Here is a 22,207-nt window from a genome sequence, read left to right on the forward strand (position 1 = left end):
TCCACATATATGGAGATTGGTTCTTTTTTTATGACCAAATAGTGACAGCACCACTATAGCTTAAAAGTAGTATAAAAGAGGGTCTACAGAAGTCCGTATAAGGTTTTTTGACCTATAACACCAAAGCATATGAAAGGAAATAAAAGGATAGAGACGCATATGTACCTGTAAATGAGCTGAATCCGTTTCATCCACTAAAATGGAAAATTATAAGCTGTGGAAGCTATATTTGAATTTTGAGAATTTTCTCTTTTGTTGATAAAATTATGAAAGATTAAAAATATTACAAGCTACATAAGGGGGACTCTAGCCAGTGAAGAATTGGAAAAGCCTAGTCTTGTTAGTCATTTCTGTGCTTCTTCTATCAGCCTGTGGCGACAAAGCCACAACGGAAAATGGTGCGAAGTTAGTAGAGGAAGGCAAATTCATTTATGCAGCTTCAGGTGAATTCAAGCCATTCAGTGTAACAAATAATGATGGAACCATGTCAGGTTTCGATATTGAAGTGGCAGAAGCCGTTGCGAAAGAAATGGGTCTTGAACCTGAACAGAAGAAATTTAAGTTTGCAGGAATTGTAGAAGGAGTGAAATCGGGTCGTTTTGATGCAGCGGTTGCCAGCCATACGATCACGGATGAGCGCTTGAAGGAAGTAGACTTCTCAACTCCTTATTATTATTCCGGCCCGCAGATTTTCGTTCGTCCGGACAGTTCTGTAGAAACGCTGGATGACCTGGAAGGAATGGAGATTGCCGTTTCAAAGGGATCTACTTATGCAGAGACTGCCCAGGGAGTAACGGATAATATTCAACAATATGATAGTGACGTAGTCGCATTAGAAGCATTAAATAAGGGCAAGCATGATGCCGTTATCACCGACTTCATTACAGGCAAAGAAGCGATTGCTGCTGATTTGAATATCGAAGCGCGTGAGCTGATCGGCCGCAGTGAACAAGCCATCGCTGTAAGCAAAGAAAATGAAGCGTTACTGGATGAAGTCAATAAAGCTTTAGAAACATTAAGAGAAGACGGAACGCTCAAGAAAATCAGTGAAAAGTATTTCAATACAGATATCACATCAGATCCCGAAGAAGAGTAAAGGCAGCATGACACAGAGCGAATGTGCTTCTATGCGCATTCGCTTTTTGTCCGTTATTTACACGGATTGAATAGACTGGAGGGAAGTTCATGCACTTTTTTGAAACGTTAACAAGTACATATGATGTTTTTCTTAAAGGGATGTTATTAACATTCCAATTAACCTTTGTATCTGTTCTGATTGCGATTGTGATTGGTTTGTTTTTCGCTTTTCTCAAGATTTCCGGAATCAAGCCATTGGAACTTTTAGCGGATTTATATATTTTCGTAGTACGTGGAACACCATTGATTGTTCAAATCTTTATTTTCTACTTTGGATTAACCTCATTAAATATCTCAGGCTTCTGGTCTGTCGTAATGGGACTTGCCTTCCATAACGGGGCCTATATCGCCGAGATTTTCCGTGGAGCCATTCAGTCCATTGATAAAGGACAAATGGAAGCGGGACGGTCCCTCGGGATGTCTCTCGGGTTGTCCATGAGAAGAATCATTCTTCCACAGGCATTCAGACGGGCCCTGCCGCCACTGGGCAATCAGTTCATCATTGCATTAAAGGATTCATCTCTTGCATCATTCATCGGGATGTTCGAATTGTTCAGTGTGGCAACGACGCTTGGTTCCAACAACTTCGATTACATGACTTACCTGCTCGTTGTAGCGATCTATTATCTGGTACTGGTACTGGTATTCTCAACGATTGTCAATATCATAGAAAAACGGATGTCGGTTAGTGATTAATAAAGATGCGGGAGGGATGAGTGTGAGTCAGGAAATGATTAAAGTTGAAAAATTAAATAAATCCTTTGGTGATTTACATGTATTGAAGGACATTGATATCAGCGTAAAGGAAAGTGATGTGGTTTGCCTCATTGGAGCCAGTGGATCAGGGAAGAGTACATTGCTCCGCTGCTTAAACTTCCTGGAACTGAAAGACAATGGAAAGGTTGTCATCGAAGGCGATGAAGTCAACCAGGATACACATGATTTAAATAAAATCCGTCAAAAAGTTGGAATGGTGTTTCAACATTTCTACCTTTTCCCTCACAAAACGGTCCTGGAAAATGTGATGGAAGCACCTGTTTACGTAAAAGGTGTTCAGAAGTCCCAAGCAAAAAAGGATGCGAAAGAATTATTAAAGAAGGTTGGACTTGGGGATAAGGAAAATGTATACCCATCCAAGCTATCCGGTGGACAGAAACAGCGTGTGGCCATTGCAAGGGCACTTGCCATGAAGCCTGAAATCATGCTCTTCGATGAACCCACCTCTGCACTGGATCCTGAATTGGTCGGAGAGGTTTTGGCAACCATGAAAGAGCTTGCTTTAGAGGGGATGACGATGGTCGTCGTGACCCATGAAATGGGATTTGCCCGCGAGGTAGCCGATTGGGTCGTGTATATGCACGATGGCAGGATCGTGGAAGTGGGACCTCCCCAGGAATTGTTCAACGCTCCAAAAGAGCAGCGGACGAGAGAGTTTTTGGATTCAGTCCTCTAATAGTACGTACAAAAGCCCGGAGCAAATTCCGGGCTTTTATTATGGATTATTCAGGACTATTTTTTCTTTATAAACAATAAGTAGACACCGATTCCAATAATGATAATCGGCCAGAATTCCCATGCAGTCTCCACATTTCCTCCTATGAAACCAAACCATCCCACCACTTTGTCATAGAATAAGAGAATAATAGAAAGGGTTAAAAAGAGCACCCCTTGAAATAGCCCTGCTCTCGTTTTCTGGTACCTGAGCAGAAAACCCAATGCAATGATCAGAATGAAAGTCCCCATGTGATCCGGCCAGATTTCGAGTTTATTGACAACATGAAAGTGGAGACCGAATCCAACGAGAATCGTACCCGGTAATATCGCTTCATAATCTCTCCCGCCATATCCCTGTCCGAGAAAAGCAAATCCAACAATCATCAGTAAAGTTGGCCACGTGAAGAACTCCTGAAACAGGACTATGTTCGCTTGTTGTAAGTAAAAGTATGCCCCAAAGCCGATTAAGATCATTCCTGGGAAAATTCTTTGTTGTTGTTTCATACTCTTCCTCCCGTATCTTTTAATACTAAATGTTTTAAATGCTGTTTTTTCAGGGAAAATAATACATACTAATGATAATAAGCCCGGATGTCCAGGCGAAAAACCTTTCCATTACTTGATTCTTTAGGCTTGTTTTGGTACCCTACATTAGTAGGGAATGTCGAAATATAGAAGATTTTTTTAGAATTGAAAATGCTTTCATGCACATTCTTTATTAATCTTAAATGTATATGATGAAATGAATGTTTTGCAAGTATCGGAAGAAGCATGCCTTCTTTCCTTTATAAATGTATCATACTTAGGTTTCAATTTCTGTTCACATTTTGGTGTCGGGAGCTTTTTAGGACATGTTATAATAAGAGTAATGATTTTAGTTGGGGGTGTAGTGCATAGCATGTATACAATAGTCGTTGGTTTGAATTACAAAACGGCCCCTGTTGAGATTCGTGAGCGTTTATCATTCAATGAAACTGATCTTCCTTTCGCTATGAAGGCTTTGAAGGAAAAGAAGAGCATTCTGGAAAATGTGATTGTTTCTACATGTAATAGAACGGAAGTCTATGCAGTAGTGGATCAGCTTCATACAGGTCGTTATTATATTAAAGATTTCTTATCTCAATGGTTCGATATAGATAAAGAGGAGTTCACGCCTTATCTTTTCATTTATGAACAAGAAGGAGCGGTCGAACACCTTTTTAAGGTTGCGTGCGGATTGAATTCAATGGTGTTGGGGGAAACCCAGATTCTTGGACAGATTCGTTCAAGCTTCCTGAATGCACAGGAGTCAGGTGCGACTGGTACAGTATTTAATCATCTGTTCAAGCAGGCAGTGACGGTAGCGAAAAAGGGTCACTCTGAAACAGATATTGGTTCCAATGCTGTGTCTGTCAGCTATGCAGCCGTTGAATTAGCTAAAAAAGTATTCGGCAGCCTGGAGAAAAAGCATGTTCTTATTCTTGGTGCCGGTAAAATGGGAGAACTTGCGATCCAAAACCTTCATGGCAGCGGAGCCACTAAAGTGACGGTCATCAATCGTACGTTTGAAAAGGCTCAAACCTTGGCAGACCGTTTCAGTGGTAATGCCAAAACATTGAAGGAGCTTCAATGTGCCCTTGTAGAGGCGGATATTATGATCAGTTCTACCGGTGCAAAGGATTTTGTCATTACAAAAGAAATGATGTCACATGTGGAAAGCATGAGGAAGGGACGTCCTCTTTTCATGGTGGATATTGCGGTACCTCGTGACCTGGATCCTTCCATCGGAGAATTAGAAAGTGTCTTCCTTTATGATATCGACGATTTAGAAGGCATCGTTCAGGCGAACCTGGCTGAGCGAAAGAAAGCCGCTGAGGAAATCGAAATCATGATTGAAGCTGAAATTGTAGCTTTTAAAGAGTGGTTGAATATGCTTGGAGTTGTTCCGGTTATTTCAGCACTGCGACAAAAAGCACTTTCCATTCAAGCTGAAACGATGGAAAGCATTGAACGGAAAATGCCCGACTTAACTGATCGGGAGCGAAAAGTGTTAAATAAGCATACGAAGAGTATAATCAATCAGTTGTTGAAGGATCCGATCCTTCAAGCGAAGGAATTCGCAGGACTTCCTGATGCTGAAGATAAACTGGATTTATTCATCAATATCTTTAGTATTGAACAACAAGTGCAAGAGCAGAAACAAGTGAAAGCAGCCAATGAAAAGACTGAGAGCGATCTTAAGCTTGTACCACAACCTTCTTTTCAAGCATAAGTGAGGTTATTGTCTATGTTTGAACAAACGATGACTAGGCTGCATGAACTTATGATTGTTCTGTATGCTATTAGTATTCTCTTTTACTTTATAGATTTCTTAAACAAAAACCGGAAGGCGAATCTGTTTGCCTTCTGGTTACTTGCGATTGTTTGGATCCTTCAAACAATCTTTTTATTTCTATACATGATGAATACAGGCAGGTTTCCAGTCCTCACCATCTTTGAGGGACTTTATTTTTATGCCTGGGTCCTCATTACACTATCACTTGTCATCAATCGATTATTAAGAGTGGATTTTACGGTGTTCTTTACAAATGTACTGGGATTCATCATCATGGCGATCCATACGTTTGCACCGGTACAGGTTGAGTCACGGGCGATGGCAGAACAGCTCGTATCTGAATTATTGTTGATTCATATTACGATGGCCATCCTTTCGTATGGGGCATTTTCACTATCCTTTGTGTTTTCCTTGCTTTACCTCCTGCAATTTAAACTTTTGAAGGAGAAAAAATGGGGACAAAGGTTATGGCGGATCAGCGATTTGTCCAAACTTGAAAAGATTTCATATATATCGAACTCCATTGGTGTAGCCATGCTTCTATTGAGCTTGATACTGGGGCTGCAATGGGCATACATCAAACTGCCGGAATTCCTATGGTATGATCCGAAAATAGTAGGGTCATTCATTCTATTAATTTTATATAGTAGTTATTTATATCTTCGCATTAAAAAGAACGTATTTGGTAAATCTTTAGCTTTTCTTAATGTTGCAGCCTTTTTGATCATTTTAATTAACTTTTTCTTGGGTAGTAGGTTGTCTTCATTTCATTTCTGGTATTCATAAGTTTTCAGGAGGTCATTATGAGAAAAATCATTGTTGGATCGAGACGAAGTAAATTAGCACTGACACAAACAAATTGGGTGATCAATCAGTTGAAAGCACTGGATCCCTCTTACGAATTCGAAGTGAAGGAAATCGTTACAAAAGGGGACCAGATCCTTGATGTCACCCTGTCAAAAGTCGGCGGAAAAGGCTTGTTTGTAAAAGAAATTGAACAAGCGATGATGGATAAAGAGATCGATATGGCCGTTCACAGTATGAAAGACATGCCTGCGGTCTTACCTGAAGGATTGACCATCGGATGTATACCGATTCGCGAGGATCACCGAGATGCGTTCATCAGTAAAAATCATGTGGCGCTTAAAGACTTACCTGGCGGTGCAATCATAGGAACGAGCAGTCTGCGAAGAGGGGCACAGATTTTATCCGTTCGTCCGGATCTTGAAATCAAATGGATACGTGGAAATATCGATACGCGCTTATCGAAGCTTAAAAATGAGGATTACGACGCGATCATCCTTGCAGCGGCAGGGTTATCACGTATGGGCTGGACATCAGATGTTGTAACGGAATTCCTTGATCCAGACCTTTGCCTGCCTGCAGTCGGTCAAGGTGCGTTATCCATTGAATGCAGGGAAGATGATTCTGAGTTGCTGGAGCTTCTTCAGAAGTTTGCGTGTGTTGAGACGACTGAGACCGTTACGGCTGAAAGAGCGTTCCTTCATAAAATGGAAGGCGGATGCCAGGTGCCGATTGCAGGATTTGCTGAGCTGAAAGACAATGGGGACGTAGCTCTAACGGGGCTTGTAGCTTCACCTGATGGAAAAACGATTTATAAAGAATACATGGTGGGACCAAATCCTCAGCAAGTAGGGGAGAAAGTCGCTGAAAGCTTAACAGACCTGGGAGCCAAGGCTTTAATCGATCAGGTGAAAGAGGAGCTAGATCAATAATGAAGGGTAAAGGGCCTTTAGAAAACATAAAGGTTTTGATTACTCGCGGAAGTGAGGGATCCAGTGAAACGGCTTCCCTCATTGAAGACGTGGGAGGGGTTCCGATTGTGGTGCCGCTCCTTCATTTTCAACCTCATGAAGATGAGTGGGAAACGAATCTTCACACAACCATACATACGTACGAATGGATTATTTTCACAAGCAAAAATGGAGTAAGATTCTTTCTACAAGCATTGAAACGATTACAGCTCGATTTATCTTCTTTTTCCGGGAAGTTTGCTGCAGTCGGAAGTAAAACGGAACAATATTGCAGGAAATATGGGATTCCTGTTTCCTTCGTGCCCGATCATTTTACAGGAGATGACTTTGCAGACGAATTCATTTCGAAAGTGAAGCCTTCAGGAGACGTTCTGATCCCCAAAGGGAACCTGGCAAGAAACGTCATTGCTTCAGAGCTGGCCTCTGCAGGGGTATCCTGTCAGGAATGGATCGTCTATGAAACCGTCCTTCCAGAAGGGTGCATCGGTCAGTTGAAGGACATCATTGAAAAAGAACAACTTGATATCATTACGTTTACCAGCTCATCAACGGTTCATCATTTTATGAAGGTGGTCAATCAGTACAATCTTCATGATAAAATCGGGGACATACCCATTGCCTGCATTGGTCCCATTACAAAAAATACGGCTGAAAAGTACGGATTACATGTAAAAATTTGTCCAGGCATTTATACTGTAAATGAAATGGTAAACGAAATGAAAGAATTTATCACGAATAGACCATCAAAATAAAGCTTTATTTACTTAGGAGGTTTACACATGAAAGACCTGCATTTTAACCGTCATCGCCGCCTGCGTCAATCAGATCATATGCGTGCGTTAGTAAGGGAAACTCATCTAAGAAAAGAAGATTTAATTTATCCACTGTTTGTAGTTGAAGGGGAAAATATTAAGAATGTCGTTCCTTCCATGCCAGGGGTTTTTCACATTTCCCTGGATAACTTAAAAGCGGAAATGGATGAAGTGGTTTCCTTAGGTATCAAATCCATCATTTTATTCGGTGTTCCAGCTGAAAAAGATGAGGCAGGAACCCAAGCATATCATGACCATGGAATCGTCCAAAGAGCAACCCGATTTATGAAGGAACATTATCCTGAGCTTGTCGTCATTGCCGATACTTGTTTATGTCAATATACGAGCCACGGACATTGTGGAATCGTTAAAGATGGAAAAGTACTGAATGATCCTACGCTTGATTTATTAGCAAAAACGGCGGTAAGCCAGGCTGAAGCAGGAGCTGATATCATTGCTCCTTCGAATATGATGGATGGATTCGTTGCAGCAATCCGCCACGGATTGGACGAGGCCGGCTATCATGATGTGCCGATCATGTCATATGCCGTTAAGTACTCTTCAAGCTTCTATGGTCCATTCCGTGATGCCGCACACTCTACTCCGCAATTCGGAGATCGCAGAACGTATCAGATGGATCCTGCCAATCGCCTCGAAGCGTTAAGAGAAGCACAATCGGATATAGAAGAAGGCGCAGACTTCTTAATTGTCAAACCTGCCCTTTCCTATTTAGATATCATGCGGGAAGTGAAAGACCGTTTTAATGCCCCTGTTGTCGCTTATAACGTAAGTGGAGAGTACAGCATGGTGAAAGCAGCGGCTCAAAACGGCTGGGTAAACGAACAGGAAATCGTAATGGAAAAGCTGACAAGCATGAAACGTGCGGGTGCAGACCTTATTATTACGTATTTCGCAAAAGATGTAGCGAATTGGTTATCCTAAATGGTGGAAAGTTCCTGTAAGGATGACGAAAAGATCACTAAAGGAGGAAACCGGAATGCGTTCATATGAGAAATCGAAGCAAGCGTTCAAAGAAGCAGTAAAACTGATGCCTGGCGGAGTAAACAGTCCTGTACGGGCATTCAAATCTGTAAAGATGGATCCTATTTTCATGGAAAGAGGAAAAGGAGCTAAAATTTACGATATCGATGGAAATGAATATATTGACTATGTTCTATCCTGGGGACCACTCATTCTTGGGCACAGCAATGACCGCGTGGTGGAGTCCATTAAAAAAGTAGCGGAAAACGGGACAAGCTTCGGTGCCCCGACAGAGATTGAAAACAAACTTGCCGAATTAGTCATTGAAAGAGTTCCAAGTATCGAAGTGGTCCGTATGGTGTCCTCTGGTACGGAGGCGACGATGAGTGCCCTGCGTCTTGCGCGTGGATACACTGGACGCAATAAAATCCTCAAGTTCGAAGGCTGCTACCACGGTCATGGAGATTCCTTATTAATCAAGGCAGGATCAGGTGTTGCGACTCTCGGATTGCCCGACAGCCCTGGTGTACCTGAAGGCGTAGCAAAGAATACGATTACGGTGCCTTATAATGACTTGGAAAGCATCCGTTATGCCTTTGAACAATTTGGTGATGACATCGCTGGTGTGATCGTAGAACCTGTTGCAGGTAATATGGGTGTCGTTCCACCTCAGCCGGGCTTCCTGGAAGGCCTTCGTGAAATAACGGAAAATCATGGTTCTCTGCTGATATTTGATGAAGTCATGACTGGATTCCGTGTCGGATACGGATGTGCCCAAGGCTATTACAATGTAACTCCGGACTTAACTTGTTTAGGAAAAGTCATTGGTGGAGGTCTGCCGGTAGGTGCATACGGCGGTAAAGCTGAAATCATGGAAAGAATCGCTCCAAGCGGTCCGATTTATCAAGCCGGAACCCTTTCAGGGAATCCATTGGCCATGACGGCAGGATACGAAACACTGAGCCAGCTGACTCCTGAAACATACACAGAGTTCGCACGCAAAGCAGACCTGTTGGAAGAGGGCTTAAAGAAAGCGGCAGAAAAGCATAACATCCCTCACAGAATCAATCGTGCCGGTTCCATGATCGGGATCTTCTTCACCAATGAAGAAGTAACCAACTACGAAGGTGCGAAATCATCAGACCTGGAGATGTTTGCCGATTACTACCGTGAAATGGCCCATGAAGGAGTATTCTTACCACCTTCCCAATTTGAAGGACTTTTCTTATCTACCGCTCATACAGATGAAGATATTGAAAAGACCCTTGAAGCTGCTGAAAAAGCGTTTGAAAAGATTAGTAAGAAGTAATGATGATAGCCGATCCTTTTTATAGGGATCGGCTATTTTTTTACGGAAGCGGGGATGGCAGGAGTGTGTCGAATATTGTAGAACAGCCGATATCTTGAAAAAACGGTCGATAAATCCATCTGAAGGTCGGTAAATCAAAATAACGGTCGATAAATCAAAATAACTGTTGATAAATTAAAAGAACGGTCGATAATTCCAAACGACCAACATCAATCCGAAACACACCCCGGTTTCTAAATCAAAATCCCCACACTACCCACAACTTTTCGTTTTCCTATCATATTCCTCCTTTTCAGTTCATAAAGTGATAATGGCATTGTTTACTATTTCTTTGTTTGGAACCTGAAAGGAGGAATTTCTTTTGTCACAAGAACAACAATCGTGTTTGCGATTTTCCTTGGAAGAATCAATTTGGTTTAAAAAAGGACAGGAAGTTGAAGAATTGCTATCTATCTCCTTAGATCCTCATATAACGATACAAGAGCAAGAGCAGTATGTACTTATCAGGGGAAGCCTTGATCTTTCCGGTGAATATTTACCAACCTCACCGAGGGATGAAGAAGAGGATGAGTTTGAAGCGGGTGGTAAGTTTGTCCAAATAGTTGAAAAGAGGGAAAAAGGTGAGTATGAATTTGTCCACCGTTTCCCGGTCGATGTGACGATTCCGAAAAATAGAATTGCCAATCTTGGTGATATCGACGTGTTCGTGGAGTCATTCGATTATATGGTTCCTGAGAATGCTTGCTTAAAATTGAATGCCGATCTGACGATTACAGGGATTTATGGAGAACAGCAGACGCACACTCCCCTTGAAGCTGAATTTAGCAGAGAGGAAGATTACGAGCCGCTATACCGTTCGAGTGCAGTTGCTGAAGTAGAAGAGGAAACAACCGAAGAAGAAATAGAGACAGAGGAAGAGCAAGAAGAAAGAGAAGAAGTATACGAGTATGAGAACTACGACGTGGAAGAATTAACGGCGAACGTTGAAGAACAGGAGGAAGAAGAGGATTCTGCAGACGACGAGTACCAGCCGTTTAATCTGGAAGGTCGGACACCGCCATCTGAAGAAGACGATGAGATACCTGTACAGATTCAATACGATGCTCAGCCTGCTCATACCTTTGAGGAAAATTATTTCCGAAAAGAAAACGTGTTTGAAATGCCACAGCATGAACTGAGCGAGTCATCTGAAGAACAGCCGGCTGCACCAAAGACAGCCTACACACCGCCTCCTAAATATAATCAGCAGGAGGAGGAAGAAGAGTCCTCTTCATCATCCGCAGTAGAAGCAGAAATGGAAGATAGCGAAGAAGAGAAGGATGAAAAGAAAAAGACTAAAGGTAAAAAGAAATATGAGAGCATTTCCCTTACCGATTTCTTTGCGAGAAAAGAAGAGGAAAGGGGTGCAACATTAAGGGTATGCATCGTTCAAGAGGGAGAGACGCTGGATTATATAGCAGAAAAGTATGATCTGACCATTCCTCAGCTATTGAGGGTCAATCAGCTTGAAGCCAATCAAGACGTCTATGTAGGGCAGGTTCTATATATCCCGAAAAGCGAATTTGTCTTCAAGGGTTAAAAAAGGAATATAGCAAGGTCGCTCCCATCTGAGAAGAGCGCAATTGCAATATAGAAGGAACTACGGGGCTGACACCAAATTCATTGGAGTTAGTCCGTTTTTTTTAGAAAAGTAATCTTAGAAGGTGAGAGGTATGGTACAAACGCTGGAGGGATTAAAGCCTGTCTTACAACCTTATGGTGTCGAACCCCATTTTGTTGAGAATTACGGGAAGATTTCCAAAGTATTCTCCAATAAAGGGACACTTGCTGTAAAGCAGCTGACCGCCCAAACTGGAGTTGATTTTGTCAGGAATGTACAGATGTTGTTTCAAAGGGGCTATAACCGTATCGTACCGATCTATCCGACATTGGATGGGCGCTATGCGGTGTGGAACGATGGGCAGTTATATTATGTCATGCCCTGGCTCTTGAACCAGGAAAGGGAAGATCAATTTGAAAAGCATCAGAAAATGTTCCGGGAATTGGCAAGACTTCATACTCTCTCCTCTCAAGAAGTAAAGATTGATAAAGAAGAGAGAGAATCTCATTACGAGCAGCTGACATCCAGATGGGATAAAGAACAGCAGTTTCTCGATGAATATGTGGAAACATGTGAAAGGACAACGTATATGTCTCCTTTTCAATTCCATTTTTGCATGTACTATAAGGACGCTTCCCAGGCACTGAAATTTTCCCGGAAAATGCTGGATGAATGGTATGAGGAAACGAAGGAGCTTGAGAAGGTCAGAACGGTCATTACACATGGAAAGATATCGACGGAGCATTTTTTATTCGATGAGAGAGGCATGGGGTATTTTCACAACTTTGAGAACTCAAAAATGGCATCACCCTTCCATGACCTGCTGCCGTTTTTGTCCAGAACATTGAAAACCTATCCTAAGTATTATGAGGAATGTATCGAGTGGCTAACCACCTATTTTCAGCATTTTACCGTCCGTAATGAGGAGCGGCTCCTGTTCATGAGTTATTTGGCTTATCCAAGTTCTGTCATCGCTGTGGTGGAAAAGTATTTTCATACAGCGAAGGATAAACGGAATGAACGGAAATCTCTTAAGAAGCTGCAACGGCATTACTGGCTTCTGAAAAACACGGAATACGTGGTCATGCGTTTAGATGAAATGGAAAAAAAGAAGCAGGAGCAGGCGGCCGAGGCAGAATGAAAAAAGGACTGGCGAAGTCCACATTTCGTCAGTCCATTAAATCCAATCGAAATAAATGGCAAGGCCTATACCGATAAAAAGAGTTAAAAGAAGGACATCAAAAGTGGTGGGAAGCAAAATGGTCCGGACCCCTTGAAAGATCGTAAAGGGTATGATGAATTGCTTACATATTAACCGGGCGTTCCCCATCCATTTCTGCATGGTGTATTGATTGATTTTCTTCATATTCGTCCACTCACTTTCCTGGGTATATTCACTACTTTATTCTATGAATTGAGAAAAAGAATGGTGCATGAGTAGGCGAAATGAATATTTTCATGGAAAATTGGCGATAATGATTGACGAAAGTTTATCTTTTCCTATACTATAATGAGTAAATAAATAATACCTGAAAAGCAATGAACAGGAAGAGTACATTGATCCTTACTTTCAGAGAGGAAAATCATTAGCTGAGAGATTTTCTACGTTAAGACAATGGAAGGTCGCCTGAAGAGCTGTTTCTATGAATTTCAGTAGTAGAAGCCGGTTAAAAGCCGTTATGATCGTCGAGAGTTCAGGAGGCTTATTTCTCCTGAGAAAAAAGGTGGTACCGCGAATGGAATCCTTCGTCCTTTTCATAGGACGGGGGATTTTTTTATTTTTTTTAGAAAAGTGTAGTTATTCGCACTACTATAGGAGGAAAACAAATGGAAACTCAAGATCAGCAATTATCCATGCCGACAAAATATGATCCCAATGCCATTGAGCAGGGCAGATACAAATGGTGGCTGGAAGGTAAATATTTCGAAGCCAAAAACGATAAGGAGAAGGAGCCGTACACAATTGTCATTCCTCCTCCGAACGTAACAGGAAAACTTCATCTTGGTCATGCTTGGGACACAACGCTGCAAGATATCCTGACTAGAATGAAGCGCATGCAGGGTTACGATGTATTATGGCTGCCGGGTATGGACCATGCAGGGATTGCGACACAGGCAAAAGTAGATGAAAAACTTCGCAATCAAGGCATTTCACGTTATGACTTAGGTCGTGAAAAGTTCGTAGAAGAAACATGGAAATGGAAAGAAGAATATGCTGAGCATATCCGTCAGCAATGGTCTAAGGTTGGATTAGGCTTAGATTATAGCCGTGAACGTTTCACGTTGGACGAGGGCTTATCGGAAGCTGTACAAAAGGTATTTGTAGACCTATATAACAAAGGCCTGATTTACCGTGGTGAATACATCATCAACTGGGACCCGGCAACGAAAACGGCCCTTTCCGACATTGAGGTTATTCACCAGGATATACAAGGTGCATTCTATCATATGAGATATCCGTTGGCTGATGGAAGTGGTCACATTGAAATTGCCACAACACGTCCAGAAACGATGCTTGGTGATACGGCAGTTGCGGTTCACCCGGAAGATGATCGCTACAAACATTTAATCGGCAAAAACGTTACCCTTCCAATCGTGGGACGTGAAATTCCGATCGTAGGAGATGACTACGTTGATATGGAATTCGGTTCCGGTGCAGTGAAAATAACGCCTGCTCACGATCCGAATGACTTCGAAATCGGTAATCGTCACAACTTAGAACGCGTTCTTGTGATGAACGAAGACGGAACGATGAATGACAAGGCGGATAAATACCAAGGCATGGATCGTTTTATGTGCCGCAAAGAAATTGTAAAGGACCTACAAGAAGCAGGAGTTCTATTCAAGATTGAAGAGCATATGCATTCAGTCGGTCACTCAGAAAGAAGTGGAGCGGTGGTTGAGCCTTATCTATCGACTCAGTGGTTCGTTAAGATGGATCCTCTCGCAGAAGAAGCGGTAAAACTTCAGCAGGAAGAGAATAAGGTCAACTTTGTACCTGATCGCTTTGAAACGTCTTACCTGCGCTGGATGGAAAACACGCGAGACTGGTGTATTTCCCGTCAGCTTTGGTGGGGACATCGCATCCCGGCCTGGTATCATAAAGAAACAGGCGAAATCTATGTAAACAACGATGCGCCGAAGGACATTGAAAACTGGACACAGGAAGAGGATGTACTGGATACATGGTTCAGTTCAGCTCTATGGCCGTTTTCAACGATGGGTTGGCCGGATCTGGATGCAGAAGATTTTAAACGCTATTACCCAACGAATACACTTGTGACCGGCTACGATATTATCGGTTTCTGGGTATCGCGCATGATCTTCCAAGGACTGGAGTTCACAGGAGAACGTCCATTTAAAGACGTACTGATTCACGGACTCGTTCGGGATGCAGATGGACGCAAGATGAGTAAGTCATTAGGTAATGGTGTAGACCCGATGGATGTCATCGAAAAGTATGGTGCAGATTCCCTTCGCTACTTCCTATCTACAGGCAGCTCGCCGGGGCAGGATCTTCGGTTCTCCTTTGAGAAAGTAGAATCTGTTTGGAACTTTGCGAATAAGATCTGGAATGCATCACGCTTCGCCCTTATGAACATGGACGGAATGACGTATGACGAAATCGATCTTTCCGGCGAAAAATCAGTTGCGGATAAATGGATTCTTACCCGTTTAAATGAAACAATCGAAACCGTGACACGATTAGCCGATCGATATGAATTTGGTGAAGTGGGACGCGTTCTTTACAACTTCATCTGGGATGATTTCTGTGATTGGTATATTGAAATGGCGAAACTGCCTCTATATGGAGAAGATGAAGCGGCTAAGAAAACAACCCGTTCGATTCTGGCTTATGTACTCGACAACACAATGAGACTTTTACACCCATTCATGCCGTTTATTACCGAGGAAATATGGCAGAACTTGCCGCATCAAGGCGAATCCATTACTGTAGCTGCATGGCCGACGGTTCAAGATGAACTTACAGACGAAGCGGCAGCGGAAGAGATGAAGCTGCTCGTTGACATCATTCGTGCTGTACGTAATGTACGTGCAGAGGTAAACACTCCGATGAGCAAGCAGATCAACTTGATGCTGAAAGCAAAAGATGCACACACCCTAACGATCATCGAGAAGAACAAAGCGTATATCGAAAAGTTCTGTAATCCAGAGAAGCTGGAAATGGGTACAGATTTAGATACACCGGATAAAGCGATGACGGCGGTTGTAACAGGTGTAGACTTATTCCTTCCATTAGAAGGATTAATCAACATCGAAGAAGAGATTGCCCGTCTTCAAAAAGAACTGGAGAAGTGGACGAAAGAAGTTTCCCGCGTTCAAGGCAAATTAAACAACGAAAAATTTGTGAGCAAGGCGCCTCAAAATGTAGTGGATGAGGAAAAAGCAAAAGAAAAAGATTATTTAGAGAAACAAGCGACTGTTAAAGCAAGAATTGAAGAGCTTAAATCACTATAATCTTTTGATCAGAGGATAAGAAGAGGGCTTTAGAATCGGGTCTGATTGTTGAGGTTGAGGGGATGCATCAAGGTTTTCTCTCCGGCAATCTGCCCCGACCTGAGCCCTCTTTCTAATGAAACCTTAAGGGGAGTGACTGAAATTGTTAACCTATGAGAAGGCCGTTGGATGGATACACTCAAGACTAAGACTTGGAATCAAGCCGGGTCTAGAGAGAATGCAGTACTTACTAGAGAAGCTTGGGAATCCTCATGAAAAGCTTAAAACCGTTCATATCGGGGGTACAAACGGAAAGGGTTCTACTGTCACTTATTTACGAAATATATTACAGGAATCAGGGTATTCAGTCGGCACCTTTACTTCACCCTATTTTGAGAGGTTCAATGAGAGGATCAGCATTAATGGAGAGCCTGTATCAGATGAAGATTTAACTCTTCTTGTGGAAAAGATCAAACCCATTGCAGAAAGCATGGAGCATTCTGAATGGGGAACCCCCTCTGAATTTGAAGTCATAACAGCTATGAGCTTTTATTATTTTGCTGAAATGCAACCGGTCGACCTCGTCCTTTATGAGGTTGGGCTTGGAGGAAGGCTTGATTCGACGAATGTCATCACACCTATGGTTTCAGTCATTACGAGCATCGGTCTGGATCATATGCAATTCCTGGGAAGCAGATTAGAAGACATAGCCTTTGAGAAAGCTGGGATCATCAAACATTCTGTTCCTGTCATATCAGGGGTTCACCAGAAAGAAGCGGCTGAAGTGATAAGAAAGAAAGCGTTGGAAATGAATAGTGACCTGTTTGAACTTGGAGAGGATTTTTCTGTGGAACAAAAAGCCTTACTCGAAAGAGGTGAGAGATTCCATTACACATCTCCCGTTCAGAATGAAACGTATGAGCTTTCCATGATTGGTGCACACCAAATCAATAATGCAGCGATTGCAATTAAAGTGATAGAGCTTCTTAGTGAAAAGCATAATATAGCAAGCACGCATATCAAAGAGGGGTTAAAAAAGGCATCATGGCCAGGCAGAATGGAAGCTCTATCATACAATCCCGGGATTTATATTGACGGTGCCCATAATCCTGAAGGGGTACAAGCCTTGGTGAAAACCATTAAGGACCGCTTTATGAATAAAAGAGTAACTGTTCTTTTATCGGCACTCCACGACAAAGAATTAAAACCGATGATCACTCAATTGGAAGAAGCGGTGGAGGAAATCGGATTTACAACCTTTGACTTTCCACGGGTCGCTTCAGTTGAAGAGCTTTATGAATTATCTTCCCATCCAAACAAGAAGAAAGTTCACCAATGGAGAGACTACGTTACTGAAAAAATACAAGGAATGAAAGAAGAAGAAGTGCTGTTAATAACAGGTTCACTTTACTTTTTATCTGAGGTAAAACCATATCTGGTGGACCAACTGGAAAATTACAGAAAATAATAAGTGACTTTATTGAACTGCTTTGATAAAATATTCTTAAACTTGTGACTATTTAACTAGTATAGTATGATCGAACTATATTAAATTGATTGTGGCCTATGGGGGATAGATATGACGTTATCAGTAAAGAAGAAGCTTTACATATTACTGACCTGGCTTTCAGTTGTACCCGCCGGTTTGTATATTACATATCAATACTATCCTCCTGAAAATATTGCAGGAAATGAATTAGAGCTCTTAACATTGGTGGCTTTTGCTACCTTTATCCCGCTTATGCCCATTGTGATAAATGGTGCGACCATCTTCTTCATCCAGTGGGTGACACTTGTAGGGTTCATAAAGTATGGTTTATTTGTTGAAATCATCCTCATGCAGTTCTCAATTATTCCATTACTCATCCGGCTTCAATTGACTAAACATGATTGGCATAGAATCCCCTTGAATTCTGTCATGTTCTTTATCGTTTCATTAGTCAGTGGTCTAGTCTATTTTTTATTTGGTGGAGAAGTCGGATTAAGAGATATAAATCAATTAATACTCCCTATCCTGAGTTATCAAATCGTATCGATCATGGTTAACCAGATACTGCTCCTGCTATATCAACACTATCTGGTAAATAGTGATGTCCGCTTTTACAGCAAGGATTTTGTATGGGATTTTACGGCAAACATGATCATGTTCCCCCTTTCTTTATCTCTCTATTATTTAACGTTTGAACTGGGAGCCGTTGCTTCTTTATTGATTGGTATCCCTTTTGTGAGCTTATCTATCATCTTGAAGATGTATAACTCTTCTGAAAAGATCAATGAATACCTTCAAAAAGCGGGTGAAATCGGTCACCAATTAACGGAAAGCCTTAAAGTAAATGAAGTGCTTGATATATTCATCGAGAAGATCATTGAGACTCTTCCGGTTGAATATGCCTATATCCTTGACTGCCAGGAAGAAGAACTTGTCCTGTTAAGACGGGTTGAAAAGGGAGAAATGAAGTCTAATAACCTGCGACCATTAAAGAAAAGCCAGGGTATCAGCGGTGTAGTATGGGAAACAGGGAAGTCCGTCCTCTATACTTCACGATCTGAATGGACCGGGATCGCTGAAGGGTACATGCCAGATGGAGTGGAAAGCGTTCTGTGCGTACCCATTGTAAGAAGTCAAAAGGTACGGGGAATCCTTCTATTGGCTTCTTCCAAAAAGAAAGCCTATGAAAAATATCAATTGATGATCGTCGATATTTTATGCTCCTATTTCGGAGTGGCGATCGCAAATGCCAGGCATCATGAACGGACGAAGAAGAACAGTGAGAGATGTGCCCTGACAGGACTATATAATTACCGCTATTTTGAAGATCTCCTGTACCTGGAATTCAGTCATCTCGATGTTGGGAAAAGGAAGAGTCTTTCCCTCATCATGCTCGACCTTGATCATTTTAAGGTCATCAACGATAACTATGGTCACCAGAGCGGTAACGAAATCCTGATTGAACTTGCAGACCGCCTTCGTACCCTGATTGATACCAGGGGAACGGTTGCGAGGTATGGAGGGGAGGAATTTGTCATCCTCCTTCCGGATACGAATCGGGATGAAGCGCTCAGCCTGGCAGAGCATGTCAGGAGTGCGATAGCCAACAACCCCTTCACCATCCATGATAGCCTGGATGAATCCAACAAACAAATGATGGTCCGGATCACCGCAAGCATCGGAGTTTCGACCGCACCTGAAGATGCTGAAGATACCCTGGCGCTCATCCGTCATGCAGACCGTGCGCTTTATACGGGGGCGAAACAGGCCGGGCGGAATCGGGTGGCTCAGTATATGAAATAGTTAAAGGGTGTCTATTCGACAATAGACATCTTTTTTCTTTGTTTTTGAGCATTTAGTCCTATTATAATAGTTTGAAGATTGATATAATAAAAGCATTATAGGATAACCAAATGAGGGATATTATGAGAATTCAGGGAAAGATTTCACTACTATTACTTTTCATCCTCTTTCTAGCATTTATTTTAAATTCAACCGGCACCTATGCCAAGGGAACTGCAGATTTAAAAGTAGACTTCAATGTTACCCCGTCCCAGGAAGTAATTGTAAAACCAGTGGATAGTAATGCCAAAGCTTCATTAGACTTTCATATCAATCCAATAGGAGAGGTGAAAGAAACGAATCGACCTCCTATAGACGTCGTTTTTGTCTTTGATAAATCGGGATCGATGAATAGTACCAGGGATAAAATGCAAAATGCAAAGGATGGGGTGACCAATGCCTTACAATTCTTTGAGAAGAACAAACAAAGTAATGATCGATTCTCTCTTATAACGTTTTCTTCAGATATAGAAACGATACTTCCATTAAGTAATGACCTCGATGCCATTAAAACTTCGATGTTACATACCACCGCTTATGGAGGCACCAATTACACAGACCCCTTGCGTGCAGCGAAGAATATGCTGAAAGATTCCAAGAATGAAAAGTATATTGTCTTCTTAACTGATGGACAGCCGATGATTGCGACGGCGGTCGAAAAAGTGAAAAAAGAGGTGTGTACGAGGCCACTTTGGTTTTTTTGCGGTGAAACAAATGTTGTCGAGAGCGATCAACAATTGGTATATGACTTTCAAAATAGATACAGTTACAATCGATGGATGCATAAAATATATTCCCTTGATAATAGTAAATTGAAGTCTTTATACATTCCGTCATTTACTATGGATGGTACGTCATTTAATGCTGGTTGGTACAACCCTGGTGAGCTGGAAACCAACAGTCAGCAAATGGAGGCTTTGATCAAACAAAAAGGTCTCGAAGTATCCAAGGAGATCTACAACGATAAAATCACCATGCACACACTGGGTTACGGTGAAGGAGATCTTGATGACAGATATCTTGAAATGCTGGCACAACAAACGTCGGGTAGCTTCATCAAAGCAAGTGAAGGAAGTGTCTCCGATGCATTTGAAAAATTGGCGAATAAATTAAATTCAGTCAAATTGGATGGAGAAATCGTCGTACAGTTGCCGGAAAATGTGACAGTTGACCAAAATCAATACAACGTGATTAATAATACAGTGTATCTGCCATTTTCCACAGTATATGAAGTAGGACAGGGCGTACCGACACCAATTACAGTATCACTTCCGGTGGAATTCTCTAAAAAGGGATCCTATACGTTTAAGGATTTGAAAGTGCAGTATAAAACGGCAGAAGAAACAGACTTTCGCTCAAGTGATAAAAAGTCGGTGACGATTGAAGTGAAAGATGATGCACCCGCATCGGTAACAGGAAGGGTAGACTTAAATAGAATCAATCAGGACCTGTTCAATTTAATTATTGAGGATGGAAAAGAAACGAATACTTTTACCGGAGTGTTCAAACTGGATTTTGGCGGATTGGTAAATCCGAAAGCAAAAGGTTATTTAAGTGAGATCATTATACACCAGCCCTTACCTGAGGGGATCATTGTTAAAGAAAGTCCGGATATATCAATCCAGAATATGAATGGACAGAAAATTGCCATCATTAATGTTAAACAAAAGATGAGCTTTGAAAACGGTGCGTTTACTATACCTGTACTTGAGATACCTGTAACAATGAACGCCGTCTGGGCCATAAATAATGTAAAAATGCCACAAGCGAAAGTCTATTATGTCGATTCAAGATACGGGAACAAAGTAAGTAGTAATCTAAGCCCGAATAATAACGAAATCAGTGCGAAAGTTAGAACTCGTCAGCTGCAATATGGAAAAGAATTTGCATTTGATGGTTATTCAAACGGTACGATCAAAAAGGTGAAAATACAGGGGCAAACGGAAAATGTTGTAGCATCACTGGAAGCTGGAGTGGATGGTCGATACCCGATTATGCCTGTAAAGTCTTTAGTCAGTAGCCCAACCCACCTGAATATCAGCTACAGGGATAACGGGACAGCCATTTTACCATTCGTTCCTGAATTGATTGTTAAAGACCCACTCACTGATAAAATTTTAGATGATGGTTCTTCTGTATCGAATGAAGTGGAATTCTATCTCTCAAACGGTATTCCTGGAAGGGATGTTTCTTACAACTATCAACTTCTTAATGATGAAGAAACTACTGGAGAATGGACAGAAATTGAGTTGGGAGAAACGAAAACCATTGAACGTTTCGGGAAGAATGAAATCCGGGTAAAAGCCGTTGGCGGTTTTGCAATCGAGGATTATATTATTGAAAAAACCATTTGGATCGAGGGTGACGATTTAATACGTGTACCTTCACTAATTGAATTATATGTAGGAGAAACTCAGTCATTCAATATCGATATCTTCCCGTTTGGAAAACCGAACAATAATTATAATGTGAAGGTTCTGCAAGGTGATGACGGAATGATCAACTCCTCTTACAGTCAAGTCAATTCCACCAAAGAGAACCGGATGACAGGATTATATCCCGGCGAAGATTTAGTGGAAGTTCAAACTAAGAATGGGAAATACAAAAAGTTGATTCGAGTCATTGTTAAGTCAAGGATTGTAAATTTGAAAAGCATGGACTTCACAAAATCGAAGTACACTCTATTGCTTGAAGGGAACGCGTTCGATATACACTCTCATTTAGTATTCAATCCTGAAAATGCAACCAATAAAAACATAAAGAACGTCTTCGACACAGGTAACAATGTTGTAGACATCGTGCAAGAAAATGGAGTTTGGAAGGTCATACCTAAAAATGCAGGGGTGACGACCATAACGGTTACTTCTGAAGAAAACCCTCGTTTAAAGGCGATAGCGATTTTTGAAGTCGTTGCGGGAGATGATGAAACCGAAAATCCGGAGACCGGAGACGGGGATATCGATGGAAGATGGTGATAAGAAGGGAGGCCCACGTTG

General features: G+C 41.8%; 17 protein-coding genes and 1 other annotated feature. Of the genes, 15 read left to right on the forward strand and 2 right to left on the reverse strand.

The genetic code is table 11. The features are described 5' to 3' along the window. The first annotated feature begins 313 nt into the window (after window positions 1–313). From RSX31_RS10015 to RSX31_RS10025, 3 genes are all read left to right on the forward strand, one after another. Complete coding sequence (locus RSX31_RS10015) at window positions 314–1,096, forward strand: transporter substrate-binding domain-containing protein (protein WP_148969848.1); 783 nt, start codon at window positions 314–316, stop codon at window positions 1,094–1,096. Between the two features lie 89 nt (window positions 1,097–1,185). Then, on the forward strand, window positions 1,186–1,833 hold the full coding sequence (locus RSX31_RS10020) for an amino acid ABC transporter permease (RefSeq protein WP_148969847.1): 648 nt from the start codon (window positions 1,186–1,188) through the stop codon (window positions 1,831–1,833). Window positions 1,834–1,849: 16 nt separating this feature from the next. Further along, on the forward strand, window positions 1,850–2,590 hold the full coding sequence (locus RSX31_RS10025) for an amino acid ABC transporter ATP-binding protein (RefSeq protein ID WP_148995885.1): 741 nt from the start codon (window positions 1,850–1,852) through the stop codon (window positions 2,588–2,590). Between the two features lie 56 nt (window positions 2,591–2,646). On the opposite strand, the gene RSX31_RS10030 is transcribed toward RSX31_RS10025, so the two are convergent. Then, a complete protein-coding gene (locus tag RSX31_RS10030) occupies window positions 2,647–3,135 on the reverse strand; it encodes a LiaI-LiaF-like domain-containing protein (protein WP_148995854.1) in 489 nt (162 codons plus the stop codon). A gap of 394 nt (window positions 3,136–3,529) precedes the next feature. Between RSX31_RS10030 and hemA the strand changes: the two genes are divergently transcribed. The 8 genes from hemA (at window position 3,530) to ysxE (ending at window position 12,563) form a co-directional block, all read left to right on the forward strand. Beyond that, a complete protein-coding gene (gene hemA, locus RSX31_RS10035; RefSeq protein ID WP_315634442.1) occupies window positions 3,530–4,882 on the forward strand; it encodes a glutamyl-tRNA reductase in 1,353 nt (450 codons plus the stop codon). A 15-nt stretch (window positions 4,883–4,897) separates the two neighbouring features. Further along, complete coding sequence (gene ccsA / locus RSX31_RS10040; protein WP_148995852.1) at window positions 4,898–5,731, forward strand: cytochrome c biogenesis protein CcsA; 834 nt, start codon at window positions 4,898–4,900, stop codon at window positions 5,729–5,731. 17 nt (window positions 5,732–5,748) lie between these two features. Continuing rightward, complete coding sequence (gene hemC, locus RSX31_RS10045; protein ID WP_148995851.1) at window positions 5,749–6,681, forward strand: hydroxymethylbilane synthase; 933 nt, start codon at window positions 5,749–5,751, stop codon at window positions 6,679–6,681. Further along, window positions 6,681–7,472, forward strand: coding sequence for a uroporphyrinogen-III synthase (locus tag RSX31_RS10050; RefSeq protein WP_315634443.1), 792 nt, complete (start codon window positions 6,681–6,683; stop codon window positions 7,470–7,472). The genes hemC and RSX31_RS10050 overlap by 1 nt, the downstream gene beginning before the upstream one ends. Before the next feature lie 27 nt (window positions 7,473–7,499). Continuing rightward, the gene (gene hemB / locus RSX31_RS10055) at window positions 7,500–8,474 is read left to right on the forward strand and encodes a porphobilinogen synthase (RefSeq protein ID WP_315634444.1); all 975 of its coding nucleotides are present in this window, start codon (window positions 7,500–7,502) and stop codon (window positions 8,472–8,474) included. Between the two features lie 55 nt (window positions 8,475–8,529). Then, entirely contained in the window at window positions 8,530–9,822 is a 1,293-nt protein-coding gene (gene hemL, locus RSX31_RS10060; protein ID WP_315634445.1) for a glutamate-1-semialdehyde 2,1-aminomutase, read from the forward strand. A 361-nt stretch (window positions 9,823–10,183) separates the two neighbouring features. Further along, complete coding sequence (gene spoVID / locus RSX31_RS10065) at window positions 10,184–11,401, forward strand: stage VI sporulation protein D (protein WP_315634446.1); 1,218 nt, start codon at window positions 10,184–10,186, stop codon at window positions 11,399–11,401. Between the two features lie 133 nt (window positions 11,402–11,534). Next, window positions 11,535–12,563 carry a spore coat protein YsxE gene (gene ysxE, locus RSX31_RS10070; protein ID WP_148995847.1) on the forward strand — a complete coding sequence of 343 codons (1,029 nt, stop codon included), beginning with the start codon at window positions 11,535–11,537 and terminating at the stop codon, window positions 12,561–12,563. A 36-nt stretch (window positions 12,564–12,599) separates the two neighbouring features. Here the strand turns inward: ysxE and RSX31_RS10075 are convergent, their stop codons facing one another. Beyond that, window positions 12,600–12,788: a hypothetical protein gene (locus RSX31_RS10075; RefSeq protein WP_044339496.1), complete on the reverse strand. Its 189-nt coding sequence runs from the start codon at window positions 12,786–12,788 to the stop codon at window positions 12,600–12,602. A 164-nt stretch (window positions 12,789–12,952) separates the two neighbouring features. Further along, window positions 12,953–13,179: a binding site (T-box leader), on the forward strand. Window positions 13,180–13,249: 70 nt separating this feature from the next. Between RSX31_RS10075 and RSX31_RS10080 the strand changes: the two genes are divergently transcribed. From RSX31_RS10080 to RSX31_RS10095, 4 genes are all read left to right on the forward strand, one after another. Beyond that, complete coding sequence (locus tag RSX31_RS10080; protein WP_315634447.1) at window positions 13,250–15,901, forward strand: valine--tRNA ligase; 2,652 nt, start codon at window positions 13,250–13,252, stop codon at window positions 15,899–15,901. 142 nt (window positions 15,902–16,043) lie between these two features. Then, a complete protein-coding gene (locus RSX31_RS10085) occupies window positions 16,044–17,348 on the forward strand; it encodes a bifunctional folylpolyglutamate synthase/dihydrofolate synthase (RefSeq protein WP_262371938.1) in 1,305 nt (434 codons plus the stop codon). Window positions 17,349–17,459: 111 nt separating this feature from the next. Then, window positions 17,460–19,172, forward strand: coding sequence for a sensor domain-containing diguanylate cyclase (locus tag RSX31_RS10090; RefSeq protein WP_148995845.1), 1,713 nt, complete (start codon window positions 17,460–17,462; stop codon window positions 19,170–19,172). Window positions 19,173–19,294: 122 nt separating this feature from the next. After that, on the forward strand, window positions 19,295–22,186 hold the full coding sequence (locus RSX31_RS10095; RefSeq protein ID WP_315634448.1) for a vWA domain-containing protein: 2,892 nt from the start codon (window positions 19,295–19,297) through the stop codon (window positions 22,184–22,186). The last annotated feature ends 21 nt before the right edge of the window (window positions 22,187–22,207 follow it).

The organism is Rossellomorea yichunensis (assembly GCF_032337515.1).
GTDB classification, from domain to species: domain Bacteria; phylum Bacillota; class Bacilli; order Bacillales; family Bacillaceae_B; genus Rossellomorea; species Rossellomorea yichunensis.

Excerpts from the sequence above, each read along its gene's own strand:
- ysxE (WP_148995847.1), top strand. The coding sequence starts at position 11,535 with ATGGTACAAACGCTGGAGGGATTAAAGCCTGTCTTACAACCTTATGGT.
- RSX31_RS10075 (WP_044339496.1), bottom strand. The coding sequence starts at position 12,788 with ATGAAGAAAATCAATCAATACACCATGCAGAAATGGATGGGGAACGCC.
- RSX31_RS10080 (WP_315634447.1), top strand. The coding sequence starts at position 13,250 with ATGGAAACTCAAGATCAGCAATTATCCATGCCGACAAAATATGATCCC.
- hemA (WP_315634442.1), top strand. The coding sequence starts at position 3,530 with ATGTATACAATAGTCGTTGGTTTGAATTACAAAACGGCCCCTGTTGAG.
- RSX31_RS10050 (WP_315634443.1), top strand. The coding sequence starts at position 6,681 with ATGAAGGGTAAAGGGCCTTTAGAAAACATAAAGGTTTTGATTACTCGC.
- ccsA (WP_148995852.1), top strand. The coding sequence starts at position 4,898 with ATGTTTGAACAAACGATGACTAGGCTGCATGAACTTATGATTGTTCTG.
- RSX31_RS10025 (WP_148995885.1), top strand. The coding sequence starts at position 1,850 with ATGAGTGTGAGTCAGGAAATGATTAAAGTTGAAAAATTAAATAAATCC.
- RSX31_RS10095 (WP_315634448.1), top strand. The coding sequence starts at position 19,295 with ATGAGAATTCAGGGAAAGATTTCACTACTATTACTTTTCATCCTCTTT.
- RSX31_RS10030 (WP_148995854.1), bottom strand. The coding sequence starts at position 3,135 with ATGAAACAACAACAAAGAATTTTCCCAGGAATGATCTTAATCGGCTTT.
- hemB (WP_315634444.1), top strand. The coding sequence starts at position 7,500 with ATGAAAGACCTGCATTTTAACCGTCATCGCCGCCTGCGTCAATCAGAT.
- RSX31_RS10090 (WP_148995845.1), top strand. The coding sequence starts at position 17,460 with ATGACGTTATCAGTAAAGAAGAAGCTTTACATATTACTGACCTGGCTT.
- hemL (WP_315634445.1), top strand. The coding sequence starts at position 8,530 with ATGCGTTCATATGAGAAATCGAAGCAAGCGTTCAAAGAAGCAGTAAAA.
- RSX31_RS10020 (WP_148969847.1), top strand. The coding sequence starts at position 1,186 with ATGCACTTTTTTGAAACGTTAACAAGTACATATGATGTTTTTCTTAAA.
- hemC (WP_148995851.1), top strand. The coding sequence starts at position 5,749 with ATGAGAAAAATCATTGTTGGATCGAGACGAAGTAAATTAGCACTGACA.